General features: G+C 62.3%; 13 protein-coding genes. 11 read left to right on the top strand and 2 right to left on the bottom strand.

Annotated features, from left to right (window positions below; translation table 11 throughout):
* Positions 1–11 precede the first annotated feature (11 nt).
* Entirely contained in the window at positions 12–863 is an 852-nt protein-coding gene (locus ACJD00_RS05190) for a Cof-type HAD-IIB family hydrolase (RefSeq protein WP_418908784.1), read from the bottom strand.
* Positions 864–994: 131 nt separating this feature from the next.
* Between ACJD00_RS05190 and ACJD00_RS05195 the strand changes: the two genes are divergently transcribed.
* From ACJD00_RS05195 to ACJD00_RS05230, 8 genes are all read left to right on the top strand, one after another.
* Entirely contained in the window at positions 995–1429 is a 435-nt protein-coding gene (locus tag ACJD00_RS05195) for a DUF4282 domain-containing protein (RefSeq protein ID WP_418908785.1), read from the top strand.
* Positions 1430–1603: 174 nt separating this feature from the next.
* Positions 1604–2977, top strand: coding sequence for a plasmid pRiA4b ORF-3 family protein (locus ACJD00_RS05200; protein WP_418908786.1), 1374 nt, complete (start codon positions 1604–1606; stop codon positions 2975–2977).
* Positions 2978–3268: 291 nt separating this feature from the next.
* The gene (locus ACJD00_RS05205) at positions 3269–5500 is read left to right on the top strand and encodes a polyribonucleotide nucleotidyltransferase (RefSeq protein ID WP_418908787.1); all 2232 of its coding nucleotides are present in this window, start codon (positions 3269–3271) and stop codon (positions 5498–5500) included.
* Between the two features lie 226 nt (positions 5501–5726).
* Positions 5727–6524: an MBL fold metallo-hydrolase gene (locus ACJD00_RS05210; RefSeq protein WP_418909310.1), complete on the top strand. Its 798-nt coding sequence runs from the start codon at positions 5727–5729 to the stop codon at positions 6522–6524.
* A gap of 170 nt (positions 6525–6694) precedes the next feature.
* On the top strand, positions 6695–7816 hold the full coding sequence (locus ACJD00_RS05215) for an ABC transporter substrate-binding protein (RefSeq protein WP_309408118.1): 1122 nt from the start codon (positions 6695–6697) through the stop codon (positions 7814–7816).
* Between the two features lie 66 nt (positions 7817–7882).
* Positions 7883–8731, top strand: coding sequence for an ABC transporter permease (locus tag ACJD00_RS05220; protein ID WP_309408116.1), 849 nt, complete (start codon positions 7883–7885; stop codon positions 8729–8731).
* Positions 8728–9564 (top strand): ABC transporter permease, encoded by an 837-nt coding sequence (locus ACJD00_RS05225; protein ID WP_309408114.1) that lies wholly within the window; start codon positions 8728–8730, stop codon positions 9562–9564. The genes ACJD00_RS05220 and ACJD00_RS05225 overlap by 4 nt, the downstream gene beginning before the upstream one ends.
* Positions 9557–10639, top strand: a complete 1083-nt coding sequence (locus ACJD00_RS05230) for an ABC transporter ATP-binding protein (RefSeq protein ID WP_418908788.1) — start codon at positions 9557–9559, stop codon at positions 10637–10639. Before ACJD00_RS05225 ends, ACJD00_RS05230 begins: the two co-directional genes overlap by 8 nt.
* A 79-nt stretch (positions 10640–10718) precedes the next feature.
* Here the strand turns inward: ACJD00_RS05230 and ACJD00_RS05235 are convergent, their stop codons facing one another.
* Positions 10719–11276 carry a purine-nucleoside phosphorylase gene (locus tag ACJD00_RS05235; RefSeq protein ID WP_418908789.1) on the bottom strand — a complete coding sequence of 186 codons (558 nt, stop codon included), beginning with the start codon at positions 11274–11276 and terminating at the stop codon, positions 10719–10721.
* A gap of 123 nt (positions 11277–11399) precedes the next feature.
* Between ACJD00_RS05235 and ACJD00_RS05240 the strand changes: the two genes are divergently transcribed.
* From ACJD00_RS05240 to ACJD00_RS05250, 3 genes are all read left to right on the top strand, one after another.
* Positions 11400–11891 carry an S-ribosylhomocysteine lyase gene (locus tag ACJD00_RS05240; RefSeq protein ID WP_418908790.1) on the top strand — a complete coding sequence of 164 codons (492 nt, stop codon included), beginning with the start codon at positions 11400–11402 and terminating at the stop codon, positions 11889–11891.
* A gap of 440 nt (positions 11892–12331) precedes the next feature.
* Entirely contained in the window at positions 12332–13687 is a 1356-nt protein-coding gene (locus tag ACJD00_RS05245) for a sodium/glutamate symporter (RefSeq protein WP_418908791.1), read from the top strand.
* Positions 13688–13871: 184 nt separating this feature from the next.
* A complete protein-coding gene (locus ACJD00_RS05250) occupies positions 13872–15248 on the top strand; it encodes a M16 family metallopeptidase (RefSeq protein WP_418909311.1) in 1377 nt (458 codons plus the stop codon).
* The last annotated feature ends 73 nt before the right edge of the window (positions 15249–15321 follow it).

The following is a 15321-nucleotide window of genomic DNA, read 5'->3' on the forward strand; positions in this document are numbered from 1 at the left end:
ACGCGGCCGGTTCACGCGGTCTCGGTGAGCCCCAAACTGTCAAAAGCGCGGGCAAGGCCGAGGCCTTCGGGGTTTGGCACCGTTAAATCTGCGTGAGCGAGCAGCGAGGCCGGTGCACCGTCGATGGCCACGGCGGTGCCGGCCAACGCGAGCATTTCAATGTCATTGTGCCCGTCGCCGATGGCGATTGATTGCTCCACGGCAATATCTAGCTGCTCAAGCACCAGTTCCATGCCATCGGCCTTGCTTAGCCCCCGGGCGAAAAGCTCTCCACTGTGTCGACCCGTGCTCGATACGGAGTTAGCCACCGAATCCAGCTCCGGGCCGATCTCGTCGAGCAAGCACTGCATCGACACCGCGGAGTCAAAGACGCATGCTTTCGACCATGGATCAGGCCGCGATGCGGACACTTTCAGGAGTTGGGCCTTGAGTTCAGGTGAGTCTTGTTCGGCGATCGCAAGTAGTCGGGGCCTCGCGTGGTCGGGGATGAACAACGTCTCCGGCGACTCCAGCAGGTAGCACACACCGTGATGATCCAGCACGGTGGTGATGCGCTGAGCCAAACTCTGCTCGAGGGTGCGATTGGTCAATACCGCATCGTCCAAGCGCACGTAGGCGCCGGCGCTGGCCACCAGTCCGTCGAAACCTGCGGCAAGCATATGATCGGACAGCATGCTTGGTGGCCGCCCGGTGCTTAGGAATACTAGGTGACCATTTGCGCGCGCGGTACGAACCGCTTGGGCATGCGCCTCGGGCACGCGGCTACGGTAGGCGTAGGTGCCGTCGACGTCGATAAAGATGGCTCGCCGCTGATGCTTTGGCACCGCGAGCACGGCGGAGGCGATGGGCTGATCAGTGCTCATGTCCGGAGCCTACCAATGCTGGGGGAGCGGTCACAAAGTTCCGAATCTGGACATATCGCCTGATTTTGACCAAGAGTTCGGGTAATGTCGGCGGTGTCATCTATCGCAACTAGCAAGACGGGAGATGGGCCGTGAAAGCGCTCTTCGACTTGGACTTCAGAAAGTTCATCACCCCAACGATCATCAAGATTGTCTACGTCTTAATCATGGTGATGTTGGCTCTGACCTACATCGTGTTCGTGTTCGGCGCGTTCAATGCGAACGTTGCCTTTGGGTTTTTGACCCTACTGATTCTCGGTCCGTTGTTCGTGTTGGTCTATTTGGTGCTCGCCAGGGCGGGCCTCGAGTCGCTCATTGCGCAAATCCGCACCGCAGAGAACACCACCGAAATGGTGCGTCTCATGGGCGGCATTCCGCCGGCAGAGGCCGCACATAATTACTATCCATCCACGCCGCAGCCCCCGGCCGGGCAGCAGCCAGAGGCAGACACCCCTTCGACGCCGCCGACCAATGAGCGGAAGAACGACGAGGGGCCAACCCCGCCGACTAATCCTTACCAGCCCTAAACGGCGTTTCCCCACTCAGGCGCCGGGACGCTAGCCGATGGCCCGCCCATATAGGCGGGCCATCGGTGTTTGACGGCACCTAGCGAGCACCCGTTTCAGCCCGACTCGGCCGTATTTCGGGGGAGATTGCTGTAGCCCCTTTGCTGAGTGCCGAGCCGGTGCTTGACTGAGTTCATGACGGACATTCTCACACTCCGTGTCGTGCTCGACGGGTCCAATCCGGAGATCTGGCGAACTCTGGAGCTTTACAGCGACCTGCCTCTTATCGAGGTCGGTCACGCGATTCAGATCGCCGTGGGCTGGGAGAATGTTCATCGACAGTGTTTCCACAACCATGCACCCGACGAGCCAGCTCTTAAGGGGGACGAGATCTGCTGGCTCGATGCCGACCTTATGGACGAACCCCTCCACCGAGACCTGGCCCTGAGCACACTGGAATCGGCACTGGCCGCGAGCGGGGGAGTGCTGTACTTCGAGTACGACTTCGGCGACCGGTGGATCCACAGGGTGAGCCTGATGCACCGACGGCCGGCGGATGGACAAGCGCCACGGATGATCCTGCTCGAGGGTGAACTACGGGCGCCCATCGAAGACAGTGGCGGGCTCAGCACGTGGTATGAGTATCTGCGCATTATTTCCGCCAAGGACGAAGCGCGAAACTATCAAGAGGTACTGGACTGGATGCGGTGGCGAGTCGGCCCATGTGGCAACATCGACCCGACCCACTTCGACATCGACGTTGCGCGCCGGAAGCTGGCCCTACACGCGGCCGGCTACCGCGGCAAGAGCGTGCTCGGCACCTGGTTACAGCAGGTCCCGACGGGCACCGAGCGCTTCTTCGGCAAGATGATCGCGCAGACGGAGCTCACCCTCGACCCGCAATTCGCCAAACCGTCGTGGCTTGAGCAGATCCTTGAGCCCTTCGCCGAATTAATCCGCCTATGCGCCGGCACTGGGGTGAAACTCACCCACGCCGGATGGTTGCCGCCACGCGTCATCGAAGAACTACTCGAGCGGTGCCAATGGCACGGCATTGACTACGAGAGTGGAACCACAAAGCGGGAAAACAACCTCGACACGGTTCGCTGGCTCAGGGATATCGCCGAGGAATTCAAACTCGTTCGCAAGTACCGAGGACACCTCATCGCCACGGAGTTTGGACTGGAGCTCCTCGCCGAGCCGGGCACATTGCACCGATACCTGCTTGATTGCCTGATCAGCGGGATGAACAGCAAAATACACCGCGACTGCCAGATCACCTTGTGGATCGTAGACGAAATGGGTCTCGAAGGGTTTGAAGAACGGGCCGATACCAGCAACGCCATGCTCGGTGCCCTGCACTATGCCGATGCTCGGACCGGGGAGCCGCTGACCCGCGACAGCTATGCCCCCACCAGCGCGCTGTGGCATTTGATCGACCGCATCACCAACTTCCACTTCAGTTTGCCGACGGAGCCGAACTTGCCGGCACGGCGCGCGGCGCTAAGCCAGTTGCGTTGTTACCTGCTCTCGGGTTTCGAGCACAGCTTAGTGCTCGAAGGAAATTAGCGTTTTCTCCCGAGGACGGGCATAAGTGACCAATCACCAGTCTGCATTGAACCTCAATAAACGGTAGGCTAGTGACTGATCGTAATGTTCGCTCAGGTGACGTAACGATCGAATGGAAACACCAAAGTCTCCCTCGGCCAGCAATTCAGGCGCCTTCGTTGCGTGGATCGCGGTCCTCGGTAGTGGTTTTCGCTGCAGCTACGTAGCGCGGGCCTCAATCGATGACCAGGTCGCGAACGATGCGCCCACTTGCGGCGCCACCAGGGAGCGATCGAAAGGAGAACCCCCTTAATGGAGGGTCCAGAAATCCAATTCGCCGAAGCCGTTATCGATAACGGTCGTTTCGGTTCCCGCACCATCCGTTTCGAAACCGGGCGTCTGGCCAAGCAGGCCGCCGGTTCCGCAATGGTTTACATCGATGACGAGACCGCGCTGCTCTCGGCCACCACCGCCGGCAAGCACCCGCGCGAAGGCTTCGACTTCTTCCCGCTGACCGTGGACGTCGAGGAGCGCATGTACGCTGCCGGCCGCATCCCGGGCAGCTTCTTCCGCCGCGAAGGTCGCCCGTCGACCGAAGCAATCCTGGCCTGCCGCCTGATGGACCGCCCGCTGCGCCCGGCCTTCGTTAAGGGTCTGCGCAACGAAGTGCAGGTCGTCGTCACCGTGCTGTCCATCCACCCGGATGAGCTGTACGACGTGGTCGCCATCAACGCTTCGTCGATGTCCACCCAGTTGTCCGGTCTGCCGTTCTCCGGCCCGATCGGCGGCGTGCGCGTGGCCCTCGTTGACGATGGCACCGGAGCCCCGCAGTGGGTGGCATTCCCGCGCCACTCGGAACTGAAGAACGCCGTGTTCAACATGGTGGTAGCCGGCCGCGTGGCCGGCGATGACGTCGCCATCATGATGGTGGAAGCCGACGCCACCGACAACGCCTGGGAGCTCATCAAGGAGCGCGGCGCCGTGGCCCCGACCGAAGAGGTTGTGGCTGAGGGCCTGGAGGCCGCCAAGCCGTTCATCAAGGTTCTCTGCGAGGCCCAGGCCGACCTGGCCGCCCGCGCCGCCAAGGAAACCGTGGAATTCCCGGTCTTCCGCGATTACGAGGACGATGTCTACGCCGCCGTCGAGGCTGCCGCCTCCGCACGTCTGGCCGAGATCTACTCGATCGCCGACAAGCAGGAGCGCGATAACACCGCCAGCGAGTACAAGGACGAGATCCTGGCATCGCTGACCGGTGAAGGCAACCAGTTCGACGGCCGCGAGTCCGAGGTCTCCAAGGCCTTCGGCGCGGTAACCAAGCACATCGTGCGTCAGCGCATCCTCACCGAGCAGGTGCGCATCGACGGTCGCGGTTTGGCCGACATCCGTCAGCTCTCCGCCGAGGTCGAGGTGCTGCCGCGCGTGCACGGTTCGGCCATCTTCGAGCGTGGCGAAACCCAGATCATGGGTGTCACCACCTTGAACATGCTGAAGATGGAGCAGCAGATCGACTCGCTGAGCCCGGTTACCTCCAAGCGCTACATGCACAACTACAACTTCCCGCCGTACTCCACCGGTGAGACCGGCCGCGTCGGTTCGCCGAAGCGCCGCGAAATCGGCCACGGCGCCCTGGCCGAGCGCGCCATCGTACCGGTGCTGCCAAGCCGCGAGGAATTCCCGTACGCCATCCGCCAGGTCTCCGAGGCGTTGGGCTCCAACGGTTCGACCTCGATGGGCTCGGTGTGCGCCTCGACCCTGTCGCTGCTGAACGCCGGTGTGCCGCTAAAGGCCCCCGTCGCCGGTATCGCCATGGGTCTGGTCTCGGACACCGTGAATGGTGAAACCCGCTACGCCGCGCTGACCGATATTCTCGGTGCCGAAGATGCCATGGGTGACATGGACTTCAAGGTTGCCGGTACCTCCGAGTTCGTTACCGCCATCCAGCTGGACACCAAGCTCGATGGCATCCCGGCCTCCGTGCTGGCCGCCGCACTGACTCAGGCCCGCGAGGCTCGCCTGCACATCCTGAACGTGCTGAACCAGGCGATCGACGCACCGGATGAGCTGAACGTCAACGCACCGCGTATCATCTCCGTGAAGATCCCTGTCGACAAGATCGGTGAGGTCATCGGCCCGAAGGGTAAGATGATCAACCAGATCCAGGAAGACACCGGAGCGGACATCTCCATCGAGGACGACGGCACCGTGCTGATCGGCGCCACCGGTGGCGAAGCCGCCGAGGCCGCCCGTGCCGCCATCAACGCCATCGCGAACCCGCAGGTTCCGGAGGTTGGCGAGCGCTACCTGGGCACCGTCGTGAAGCTGACCACCTTCGGTGCGTTCGTTTCGCTGATCCCGGGCAAGGACGGTCTGCTGCACATCTCCGAGCTGCGCAAGATCAACGATGGCAAGCGCGTTGAGGACGTCGAAGACGTCGTCTCCGTGGGCCAGAAGATCCAGGTCGAGATCACCAAGATCGACGACCGTGGCAAGCTCTCCTTGGCCCCTGTGGTCGAGGAAGAGGCCGAGGCTGTTGCCGCCGAGTAATCGGTAGCTTCCTTCCTAACAGTTCCCGCCGCACCGTGATGGTGCGGCGGGAACAGTTATTTAACCGCCTGCAACGTGGGCCGACTTCGCCTTGGCCGAGCATCCCAGTAGGCTGGCGGCAGGGCGCATGACCGCAGTCCATCGGGCAACAAGTCCCGTCGAGTCGGAGGAACCGTACATGCATAATGGCTACCGCCTCAGCTAGCATGGCTCTGGCACCTATTTGGTGCAAGGTCCGGCCTCGAACTGGGTAATTCTCGCCGAGGGTGGAGAGTTCACGCTGATCGACGGTGGCTATCCTAATGACACACCGCTGGTACTTGAATCCATTCGGCAGGTGGGCCTCGACCCGCGGGCGGCGCAGGCCATGCTGATAACGCACGGGCATGTGGACCATACCGGGGCGGCCAATTACTTCGCGCAGCACTTTGATGTCCCGGTGCTGAGCTCCGCCCAAGAACATAGGCAAGTGCTGGGCCTGGAGAGCTTTCAGGTCACCCCGGCCCAAGTCATTCTGCGGGCGTGGCGCCCGGCCGTGTTCAGATGGATGCGGCATGTGCTCCGGGCGGGAGGTGCACAGGGCACTCAGGTGCCAACGGCGCAGCGTTGGGATGCAGAACAACTCGCCAAGCTGCCCGGGGCACCGGTGGCGATCCCTACTCCCGGGCATACGCCGGGGCACACGGCCTTTCTCCTGCCTCAGTCCGAGACACTCATTAGCGGCGACGCCCTGATTACCGGGCACGCACTGAGCTCACATCACGGTCCGCAGATGCTGCACCCGATGTTTCACCATCACGCCCAGTGGACGCAGAACTCGTTAGAACGACCTGGACAGCTCTCCGCCTCGCTCATCCTGCCCGGCCACGGAGGTGCCTTTGAAGGTACTCCGCACGAGGCCGTGCTAGAAGCCGCCACCCGACGCTGGCGCAGGCGAGTCGCTTCACCATCACCGGCGAGCGGGCAAGCTCAGCGTCTCGAGAAGAGCCAGCCGCTACCGATAGGTGGCATCGCGTTGCCCTAGCATTTAAGTGTTGCGCGTCACAATTATTCGGCTAAGGTTAAGCCGTTGTTAACCATGAAGATTCTAAACCTTCTGGTCAGCGACCTATCGTCGTTCCTTGGGCCAGAAAGCGCCCGCGGACCGAACGGTCACTCGCTCCTGATCGCGCTAGACACTCAAGGACTGTTGTCATGAAATCTCGTATTCTGCTCGCCTCGGCCGGTGTGCTCGCACTCTCGGCCTCCCTGGTAGCTTGCTCGGGCGGTGCCGCCCCCGAAGCACCTGCGGGCGTCGATGCGGCCACCGCAACTAGCGCCGAGGACTTCGGCGGCATGGACCAGCTCATTGCTGCCGCCCAGGCCGAAGGAGAACTGAACGTCATCGCCCTGCCCGAGGACTGGGCCAATTACGGTGCCATCCTCAGCGGCTTCGAGGACAAGTACGACATCACGGTTAACTCAGCCAACCCCAACGCGTCCTCGGCCGAGGAAATTCAGGCAGCACAGAACCAAGCCGGGCAAGATACCGCGCCGGATGTTTTCGACCTGGGCACTGCGGTGGCGTTGGAGAACACCGACAAGTTCGCCCCTTACAAGGTGACCACCTGGGATTCGATCCCGGAGAAGAACAAGCACCCGGAAGGGCTCTGGGTGAATAACTACACCGGCATCATGTCCGTCGGCTACGACTCGTCGACCGTTGAGGAGCCGAAACAGCTCGATGACCTGCTCGGTGAGAAATACCGTGGCTCGGTGGCGCTGAACGGTGACCCAACGCAGGCCGGTGCCGCATTCGCGGCCGTGGGCACCATTTCCGCCTTGGCCGGCGGCGGAGTCGAAGACTTCGCACCTGGCATCGACTGGATGCAGAAGCTCAAGGATGCCGGCAACTTCTTGACCGTCGATCCGACGCCGGCCACCATCGCCTCGGGCGAAACCCCGGTGGTGTTCGACTGGAGCTTCAATAACATCGCCGCGGCCGCCAACAAGCCAGACTTCAAGACCACCGTCCTGCCGGGCGCCGCCTACGTCTCCTTCTACAACGAGGCCATCAACAAGGACGCCCCGCACCCGGCCGCCGCACGTCTGTGGCAGGAATGGATGTTCTCCGACGAGGTGCAGACCCTGTTGCTGGAAGGTAACTCGGTGCCGGTACGCGTCGACGCCTTGAAAGAAGCCGGTTCCGTGGACGAGAAGCTACTCGAGACGGCAACGGCCGGCACCACCTCCGAGGACTGGATTTCGCCGAACCAAGAGCAGACCGACGCCGCCAACAAGCTGCTGACCGAGCGCTGGGCCGCGCTGACCCGCTAACGCGATGTCGGTGGGGCCGCAGCCGGCCCCACCGACTGGCGCTCGCGCGTCAAAGGACTTTCTCACGTGAAAACGAAATTAGCTTGGTTAGGGCTGCTACCATTCGCGGCCTACCTCGTACTCTTCTTGCTACTGCCCACCTTGCTGGCCATCTTTAGCGGCTTCAGCGACGGCAAGGGGGCCCTGACACTTTCGAATTTATCGATTCTCATCGACCCAGTGGTCTCATCGACCTTTATGGCCTCGGCGACGATCAGCGCGATCACGGCGCTAGTCGGCGCGGTGATCGGTGCCCTAGTTTGTTGGGCCCTGACCGGGTTGAGCCCGCAGAGCGCGGTGCGACGCATCGTCGACGCGGCGGCCTCCGTCTTGGCCCAGTTCGGTGGTGTGATGTTGGCCTTCGCCTTCATCGCCACCATGGGTGCACAAAGCCTATTGCGCCTGTGGCTTGATGACACGCTCGGCTGGGACATCTACGCCGATGGGGTCTGGCTTTACCAATTGCCGGGCCTAATCCTGCCCTACCTGTACTTCCAGATTCCGCTGATGATCATCACCTTCTTCCCGGCTATTGACCGGCTACGCCCGCAGTGGGTCGAGGCCAGCGCGACCCTGGGCGCAGGGCTGTGGGACTACTGGCGGCATATCGGATTGCCGGTGCTCGCCCCCTCATTTCTCGGTGCATTGTTACTACTGTTCGCCAATTCTTTTTCGTCTTACGCCACGGCAGCCGCGCTGATTAGCCAGGGTGCGCAGATCGTACCCTTGCAAATCCGGGCGGCGTTAATCGGCGAAACCGGTGCCTCCAACGTCAGCTATGCCGGCGTGCTCGCACTGGGCATGATCCTGTTAATGAGCCTGATCATGGGACTCTACTCATTGGTGATGAAACGAGCGGCACGGTGGCAGTCATGAGCCGCACGATTTCCACGGCCCCACCGATGTGGGCTCGCCGCACCATTCTGCTGGTTATCGGCGTGATCTTCCTCTTGCCGCTGTTGGCCATGGCCGAGTTCACCTTGCGCAGCACCACCGGCGGGCACAGTCTGGAACATTGGCTGAGCCTCGCAGAACTGCAGGGGCAACGCCAATATCGCGCCCTGACCCAGGGGCTCGGTAATTCCTTGGTGCTCTCGCTACTGACCTTGGGGATGGTGCAACTACTTTTCGCCCCCACCATCGTGTGGATCCATCTGCGCTTCCCGCGTTTGGAACGGATGCTGGATCTGCTGACGGTGCTACCCATCGCGATCCCTGCCATCGCCATGGTGGTCGGTTTCGCTCCGGTGTATCGGTACATTGGCAGGACGTTGGGCTCTGGGGAATGGACACTGTTCCTAGCCTACGGAGTGCTTGTCCTGCCCTTCGCCTACCGCACCATTGCCACCGACCTGCAGGGGATGGATGCCCGAGTGCTTTCCGAAGCAGCCCGGACACTGGGCGCCAGCTGGGCGACCGTCTACTTCAAGGTCCTGGTTCCGGGTCTGCGCCGCGGACTGGTTTCCGCCTCGTTGCTGACCATCGCCATTGTGATGGGTGAATTCACTGTGGCCTCGCTACTGAGCCGCACCACCTTCCAGACCGGGCTGCTACAGATTTCACAGACCGACCCGTTCATCGCGGTCCTGTGCTCGCTGCTCTCCTTGATCATTATGTTCGTCCTGCTCGCCGCCGTGTCTTTTATGGGCAATACCGGGGCACGGCGTCCGCTACCGACGAAGCCTACGAAAGATACTGCGCATGTCTGAGACCATCGCCCACTCCGCAAAGCATATGAAATCCGCCGGACTTGAACTGCGGGCCGTGCGCAAGGACTACGGTTCGAACACCGTGCTGCATTCCATCGACCTGCGCCTAGAGCCAGGCGAGCTGGTCTGCCTGTTGGGACCGTCGGGTTGCGGCAAGACCACGGCGCTGCGCTGCCTTGCGGGACTCGAAGAGGTCACCTCGGGGCAGGTGCTCATCGGCGGTGACGAGGTTTCGGGCACCCCGGTGAACCGCCGCGACATTGGCATGGTGTTTCAGGCGTATTCGCTCTTTCCGCATATGACCGTGGCAAAGAATGTCGAGTTTGGTTTGCGTATGCGCAAGATTCCGCGCAGTGAACGAACCCAGCGTGTTGCCGAGGCACTCGAGCTGGTGGGACTCTCCGGTTTCGAACACCGCTACGCCTCGCAACTCTCCGGTGGGCAACAGCAGCGTGTGGCCCTAGCGCGTGCCCTGGTCACACGCCCACGGGCACTGCTGCTGGATGAACCCCTTTCCGCGCTGGATGCCAAGGTGCGCGTACACCTGCGCGAACAGATCCGGGAGATCGTGACCGAACTGGGGATCACCACCGTCTTCGTCACGCACGATCAGGAAGAAGCGCTAGCGATCTCGGACCGGGTCGCTGTCATGAACGGTGGACATATCGAACAGTTCGCCAGCCCGGAGGATATTTACCGTTCGCCGGCCTCGGCTTTTGTCGCCGACTTTGTGGGTGTGTCTAACAAGCTGCCCGGCGTGCTCACCGGGCAGGGGGTCCAACTACATCAAACGACGCTCCCGTTGGTGACCGGCACGCAGCTGGCCGCAGGCACCTCAGTGACGGCCCTGGTACGCCCCGAACACATCGCCTTTGCCGCCTCCGTCGATGCGCAGCTTCACGGCACGGTGGTTTCCTCGGGCTTTCTCGGATCGCTGCGGCGCACCGTGGTGCGGCTCGACGAACTCGAGACCGAGGCGGCGGTGCAACATCACGCCAATGAGCGGCTTGAGATCGGAGAAACCGTGGGCCTGAGGTTCGCCGAAGTCCCGGTGGCCATTCGAGCCGAAGGCTAGCCTGAGCGCTACCGGCATGGCCAAGGCCGGTCGGGAGGGGTTTCCCGCACTCCGGGCCGGCCTTGGCAACAGTTGGGGACTAGCGCAGATTCTTGTCGAAGAATTCGCGTAGCTGGACGCTCTTATGCTTCACGATGGCATCCCAATCATCCATCGTGGTCTCGCTGTCGGCGTAGTCGCTGGGCACCTTGAAAATCTGTAGCGGCACGTCGAAGCGCTGGCACATGCTGGCATAGGCGTAGCCTTCCATATCCACCAATTCGGCCCCGAGCTCATGGATGTGGGCGCGTTGGGCGTCGTCGGATACGAAGACATCTCCGGTGGCCATCGTGGCTTGATGATCCGGCAAGATCACCTCGCCGGTCAGGGTCAGGGTGGGGGAGGCCAGCGGGAAGTCGTGCTGCAGGACGTGGGTGACCTGATACACGGTGTTCAGATCCGGGCGGGGCTCACCATCGCCGACTACGCCGGCGGTGCCCAGCACCACCACTTTCTCGACGCCACCAGCGGCAAGTGCGCCGGCTAGCGCCACCGAGGCGTTGACCTTGCCAACACCGGAGACCAGATGCTGAACATCGGTGAAGGCTGCTGCCTCATCGCTGTGGGCGAAGACCACCAAGGTCTTGAGGTCTGACATGTACTTCCTCTCGTGAGCGCTACCACCCGGGCGGTCGAACACCGGGCATACTCACCGAGTTTATCCGGTTACCCCTGATGAACGCGGAGCGGGGTCGTCGAGCCCAAGGGATACACTGAATTTATGAGTGATGTTGAACTTGCCGAAGTCGAAAGTTTCGCGTTGGACCACACCAAGGTCAAGGCGCCCTATGTGCGCAAAATTGGCGTGGAACATGGCCCCAAGGGCGACGCGATCTCCAACTATGACGTGCGCTTTGTCCAGCCGAACTATGGCGAGATTCCCACCGCGGGATTGCACACCATCGAGCACACCCTCGCCGCCTTGCTGCGCACCCGATTCGACGGGCTGATTGATTTCTCGCCCTTCGGATGCCGCACCGGATTCCACCTGATCGCGTGGGGCGAGCCCACTCCCGAGCAGGTCGCCGCCGCGGTGAAGAGCTCCCTCGAGGACCTCGTTGAGAAGGTCACGTGGGAAGACGTTCCCGGAACCGAAGCGGTGAGCTGCGGTAACTACCGTGACCACAGCCTGCACTCGGCCAAGGAATGGGCCAAGGTGATCCTCGAGCAGGGCATCAGTCTCGACGCTTTCGATCGTTCCAAGCTTGCCTAACAGGCACGCGATGTAGACGCCGGTACGTGGCGTCGCGTAGATCCGCCGCCCCCAGCAACTTTGTTGGGTGCGGCGGATTTTTCGTGCCGCGGCACACCTTCACCGCCGGTTCCATTCCACCTCCTGTCATGACGCACCACGGTCTGCGGTACAAGGGATGACCGCGCCTGCAGACGCAGAGCGTGAGGGCAGAAACGGCCGGGGCCGCGCGCGAGCTGAGAGATTCTTTTCACACCACCAGCGATCCGCGATGTGGTGTGCGCCGCACTGTCGCCCCCGTTTCTCCGCAGTATTTCGCTAATTCTTGTGAGGTGGACCTCGAACAGCGGGTATCTGGGCTAACTCTTGACGGCATCGGGCCGGGCCCGGAGGTGAGTTAGCGTTAACCGCTGTCGCCGAGGATTGCCTGCGGCATTAGTCATGTCTGAAATGAGGTGTGTATGACCGCGTGGTCGCTATTTACGGATCTGGGCTGGATCAGTATTCTCCTGCTCGTCGGAGCGTTCTTGAGGGCCAAGGTGCCCTTCATCCAAAGTATCTTCCTGCCTTCGAGCTTGATCGCCGGTGTGCTCGGCCTCGTGCTGGGACCAAAGATGCTGGGGATCATTCCCTTTTCCTCCGATATCTCCAGCTACGCGGGAGTGCTCATTGCTGTCGTCTTCGCCGCGCTTCCCTTCACCTCCAAGGTCGCCTCGCTCAAGGGCGTGATGAAGTCCGTCGGCACCATGTGGTCCGTTTCGCAATCCGTCGTGGTCCTGCAGTGGGGCGTCGGCTTGCTCTTCGCGCTCGCCGTCGTCTCCAGCGTTTTTAGCACCGTGCCCGATGGCTTCGGGCTCATGATTGCCACCGGGTTCATGGGCGGCCACGGTACCGCCGCCGCGATCTCCGATAGCTTCGGTGAGAACTGGCCTGAGGCGGCCAGCCTCGGAATGACCGCGGCCACCGTGGGCATTATCGTCTCCGTGGTCGGCGGCATCATCCTGATCAAAATCGAATCCATGCGTGGCAACACCACCTACCTGACCCACTTCAAGTCGTTGCCCAATAGCCTGCGTACCGGCATGGTTGGCGACGGTAAGCGTGAACCCGTCGGTGCCTCCCCGGTTTCTTCGATGTCCATCGATCCGCTGATCTACCATGGCGGTGTCCTGTTCGGCATCGCCGCAATCTCCTATGCGATCTCCTACTGGGCCGGCACCATGGTGGACGGGCTGAACATTCCCACCTTCTCGGTGGCCTTCTTGGTCGGCTACCTCGCACTCTTTGCGTTGCGTTCGACCGGAGCCATGAAGCACTTTGACGCCCGGTTGTTCGAACGAACCAGCGGTTCGGCCACCGATTTGCTTGTCGCGTTTGGCATCGCGTCCATCGATCCGGCCATCGTGGTGGCATACGCCGGCCCGCTGGCGCTGCTCCTGGTCTTCGGTGTACTGGGCATGATCGCCTTCTACTTCCTGATCGCCAAACGCTTGTTCGTTGACCACAAGGTAGAGCAGTCCATTTTCACCTGGGGCTGGGGGACCGGAACCGTCGCCATGGGTATCGCATTGCTGCGCATTGTCGACCCCGACATGCGTTCACGAACCCTGGACTACTACGGCCTGGCCTATATTCCGATCGGGTTCGGCGACATCGCCTTCGTCGCAATTCTGCCGGCCTTGATCATGGCCGGATTCGCCTGGCCGACCGCGATCGTGCTGACCGTAATCGGCGTGGTGATCCTCGCCGTGGCCGCACTGCTACGGCGCAAGAACACCCTGCCCGCCGAGCCGGTGGCCGTGCCCATCGACTCCTAGGGTGGTAGGGCCGCGGCCGCACCGGTGATACGTTGCTATCGCCGACGCGGCCGTTTTCGTTAATATCCGCAGGTCGGTGCGCGGGCACGTGGCAGGGTGCAAATGTGCGAGAATAGAGCGAGATTTCGGTGCCGGTTCAGGTGCCATTTACCCCCGATTTTTCGTGGAAAGTAAGGACAACCCATTGGTCATGATTCCGCTGCCATTGCACCACCAGGACACCAGCGAGTTTTCGCCGGTCGACCCGTCGGACCCGACCCTGGTGCATCGCGGCGAAGGCGGGGCCGAGGTGCGCCGAAGCATTCTGCCCGGTGGGGTGCGCGTGTTGACCGAGGCCATGCCCGGGCAGCGTTCGACCACCGTGGGCTTTTGGGTGCCGGTCGGTTCGCGCGATGAACAGGCCGGTCATTACGGCTCCACCCACTTCCTCGAGCATCTGCTCTTCAAGGGCACCGCGACGCGCACCGCGCTCGATATTGCCCAGGCCTTCGACGAGGTGGGCGGCGAGTCGAACGCCGCAACCGCCAAGGAATCCACCTGCTACTACGCACGGGTGCTGGACTCGGACGTCCCCATGGCCATGGAAGTGATCGCCGACATGGTGACCTCGGCGGTGCTCGACCCCTTCGAATTGGAGCAGGAACGCGGGGTGATCATCGAAGAGCTCAATATGGACGCCGACGATGCCACCGAGGTCGTGCACGAGCACTTCGTCGCCAAGGTCCTGGCCGGTCACCCGCTGGGCCGCCCGATCGGCGGCACCCCGGAAGAGATCCGCGAAATCACCCGTGAGGCGGTGCTTGAACACTACGAGCGGCACTACCGTCCCAGCGAACTGATCGTCACCGCCGCCGGATCCCTAGAGCACGACCAGATTTGCTCCATGGTGCTCACCGCGCTGGCCGACGCCGGATGGGATCTCGATCCGTTGGCGGTTCCCGAAGCCCGACGCAGCGCGGAGCCTGCCACCATTGAAAGCACCGGCGGACTCGAGGTCATCAACCGCCCGGTGGAGCAGGCCAATATCATCGTCGGGTGCGTGGGCATCACCGGCCATGACCCGCGACGGCACACCCTGGCCGTGCTCAACGCGGTGCTTGGCGGGGGCATGAGCTCCCGGCTCTTCCAAGAGGTCCGCGAGAAGCGCGGCCTGGCCTATTCAACCTATTCTTTCTCCGCCACGTACTCCGATGCCGGATACTTCGGCATGTATGCCGGATGCTCCCCGGCCAAGGCGGGCGAAGTCCTTGGCCTGCTGGGCGCCGAACTGGACCGCATGGCCAGCGAGGGGATCACCGAGGACGAACTGCGCAAGGCCAAGGGGCAGCTGGCCGGCGGCACCGTGCTGGCCCTGGAAGATCCAGGAAGCCGCATGTCCCGCCTGGGCCGCGCCGAAATGGTCACCGGGGAATTCCAGGACATCGACGAGTCCCTGCACCGGGTGCAGGCCGTCACCGCTGCGGAGGTGCAGGCCTTGGCCGCCGAATTGGCCGCTCGCCCGCGCACCATCACCGTGGTCGGTCCCTTCGAGAACGAAGAGGCCCTGGGCCTCACGAGCTAGGAGCATCGCGGCACAGCGCGAGAATACGCAGAGGCGGGGGGGGCCGCACCATGGTGCGGCCCCCCGCCTCTGC

This window comes from Glutamicibacter endophyticus (genome assembly GCF_048457885.1).
Classification (GTDB): Bacteria; Actinomycetota; Actinomycetes; order Actinomycetales; family Micrococcaceae; genus Glutamicibacter; species Glutamicibacter endophyticus.

Coding starts and splice junctions, on each gene's coding strand:
- ACJD00_RS05235 (WP_418908789.1), bottom strand. CDS start 11,276: ATGTCAGACCTCAAGACCTTGGTGGTCTTCGCCCACAGCGATGAGGCA.
- ACJD00_RS05225 (WP_309408114.1), top strand. CDS start 8,728: ATGAGCCGCACGATTTCCACGGCCCCACCGATGTGGGCTCGCCGCACC.
- ACJD00_RS05230 (WP_418908788.1), top strand. CDS start 9,557: ATGTCTGAGACCATCGCCCACTCCGCAAAGCATATGAAATCCGCCGGA.
- ACJD00_RS05240 (WP_418908790.1), top strand. CDS start 11,400: ATGAGTGATGTTGAACTTGCCGAAGTCGAAAGTTTCGCGTTGGACCAC.
- ACJD00_RS05190 (WP_418908784.1), bottom strand. CDS start 863: ATGAGCACTGATCAGCCCATCGCCTCCGCCGTGCTCGCGGTGCCAAAG.
- ACJD00_RS05200 (WP_418908786.1), top strand. CDS start 1,604: ATGACGGACATTCTCACACTCCGTGTCGTGCTCGACGGGTCCAATCCG.
- ACJD00_RS05205 (WP_418908787.1), top strand. CDS start 3,269: ATGGAGGGTCCAGAAATCCAATTCGCCGAAGCCGTTATCGATAACGGT.
- ACJD00_RS05245 (WP_418908791.1), top strand. CDS start 12,332: ATGACCGCGTGGTCGCTATTTACGGATCTGGGCTGGATCAGTATTCTC.
- ACJD00_RS05215 (WP_309408118.1), top strand. CDS start 6,695: ATGAAATCTCGTATTCTGCTCGCCTCGGCCGGTGTGCTCGCACTCTCG.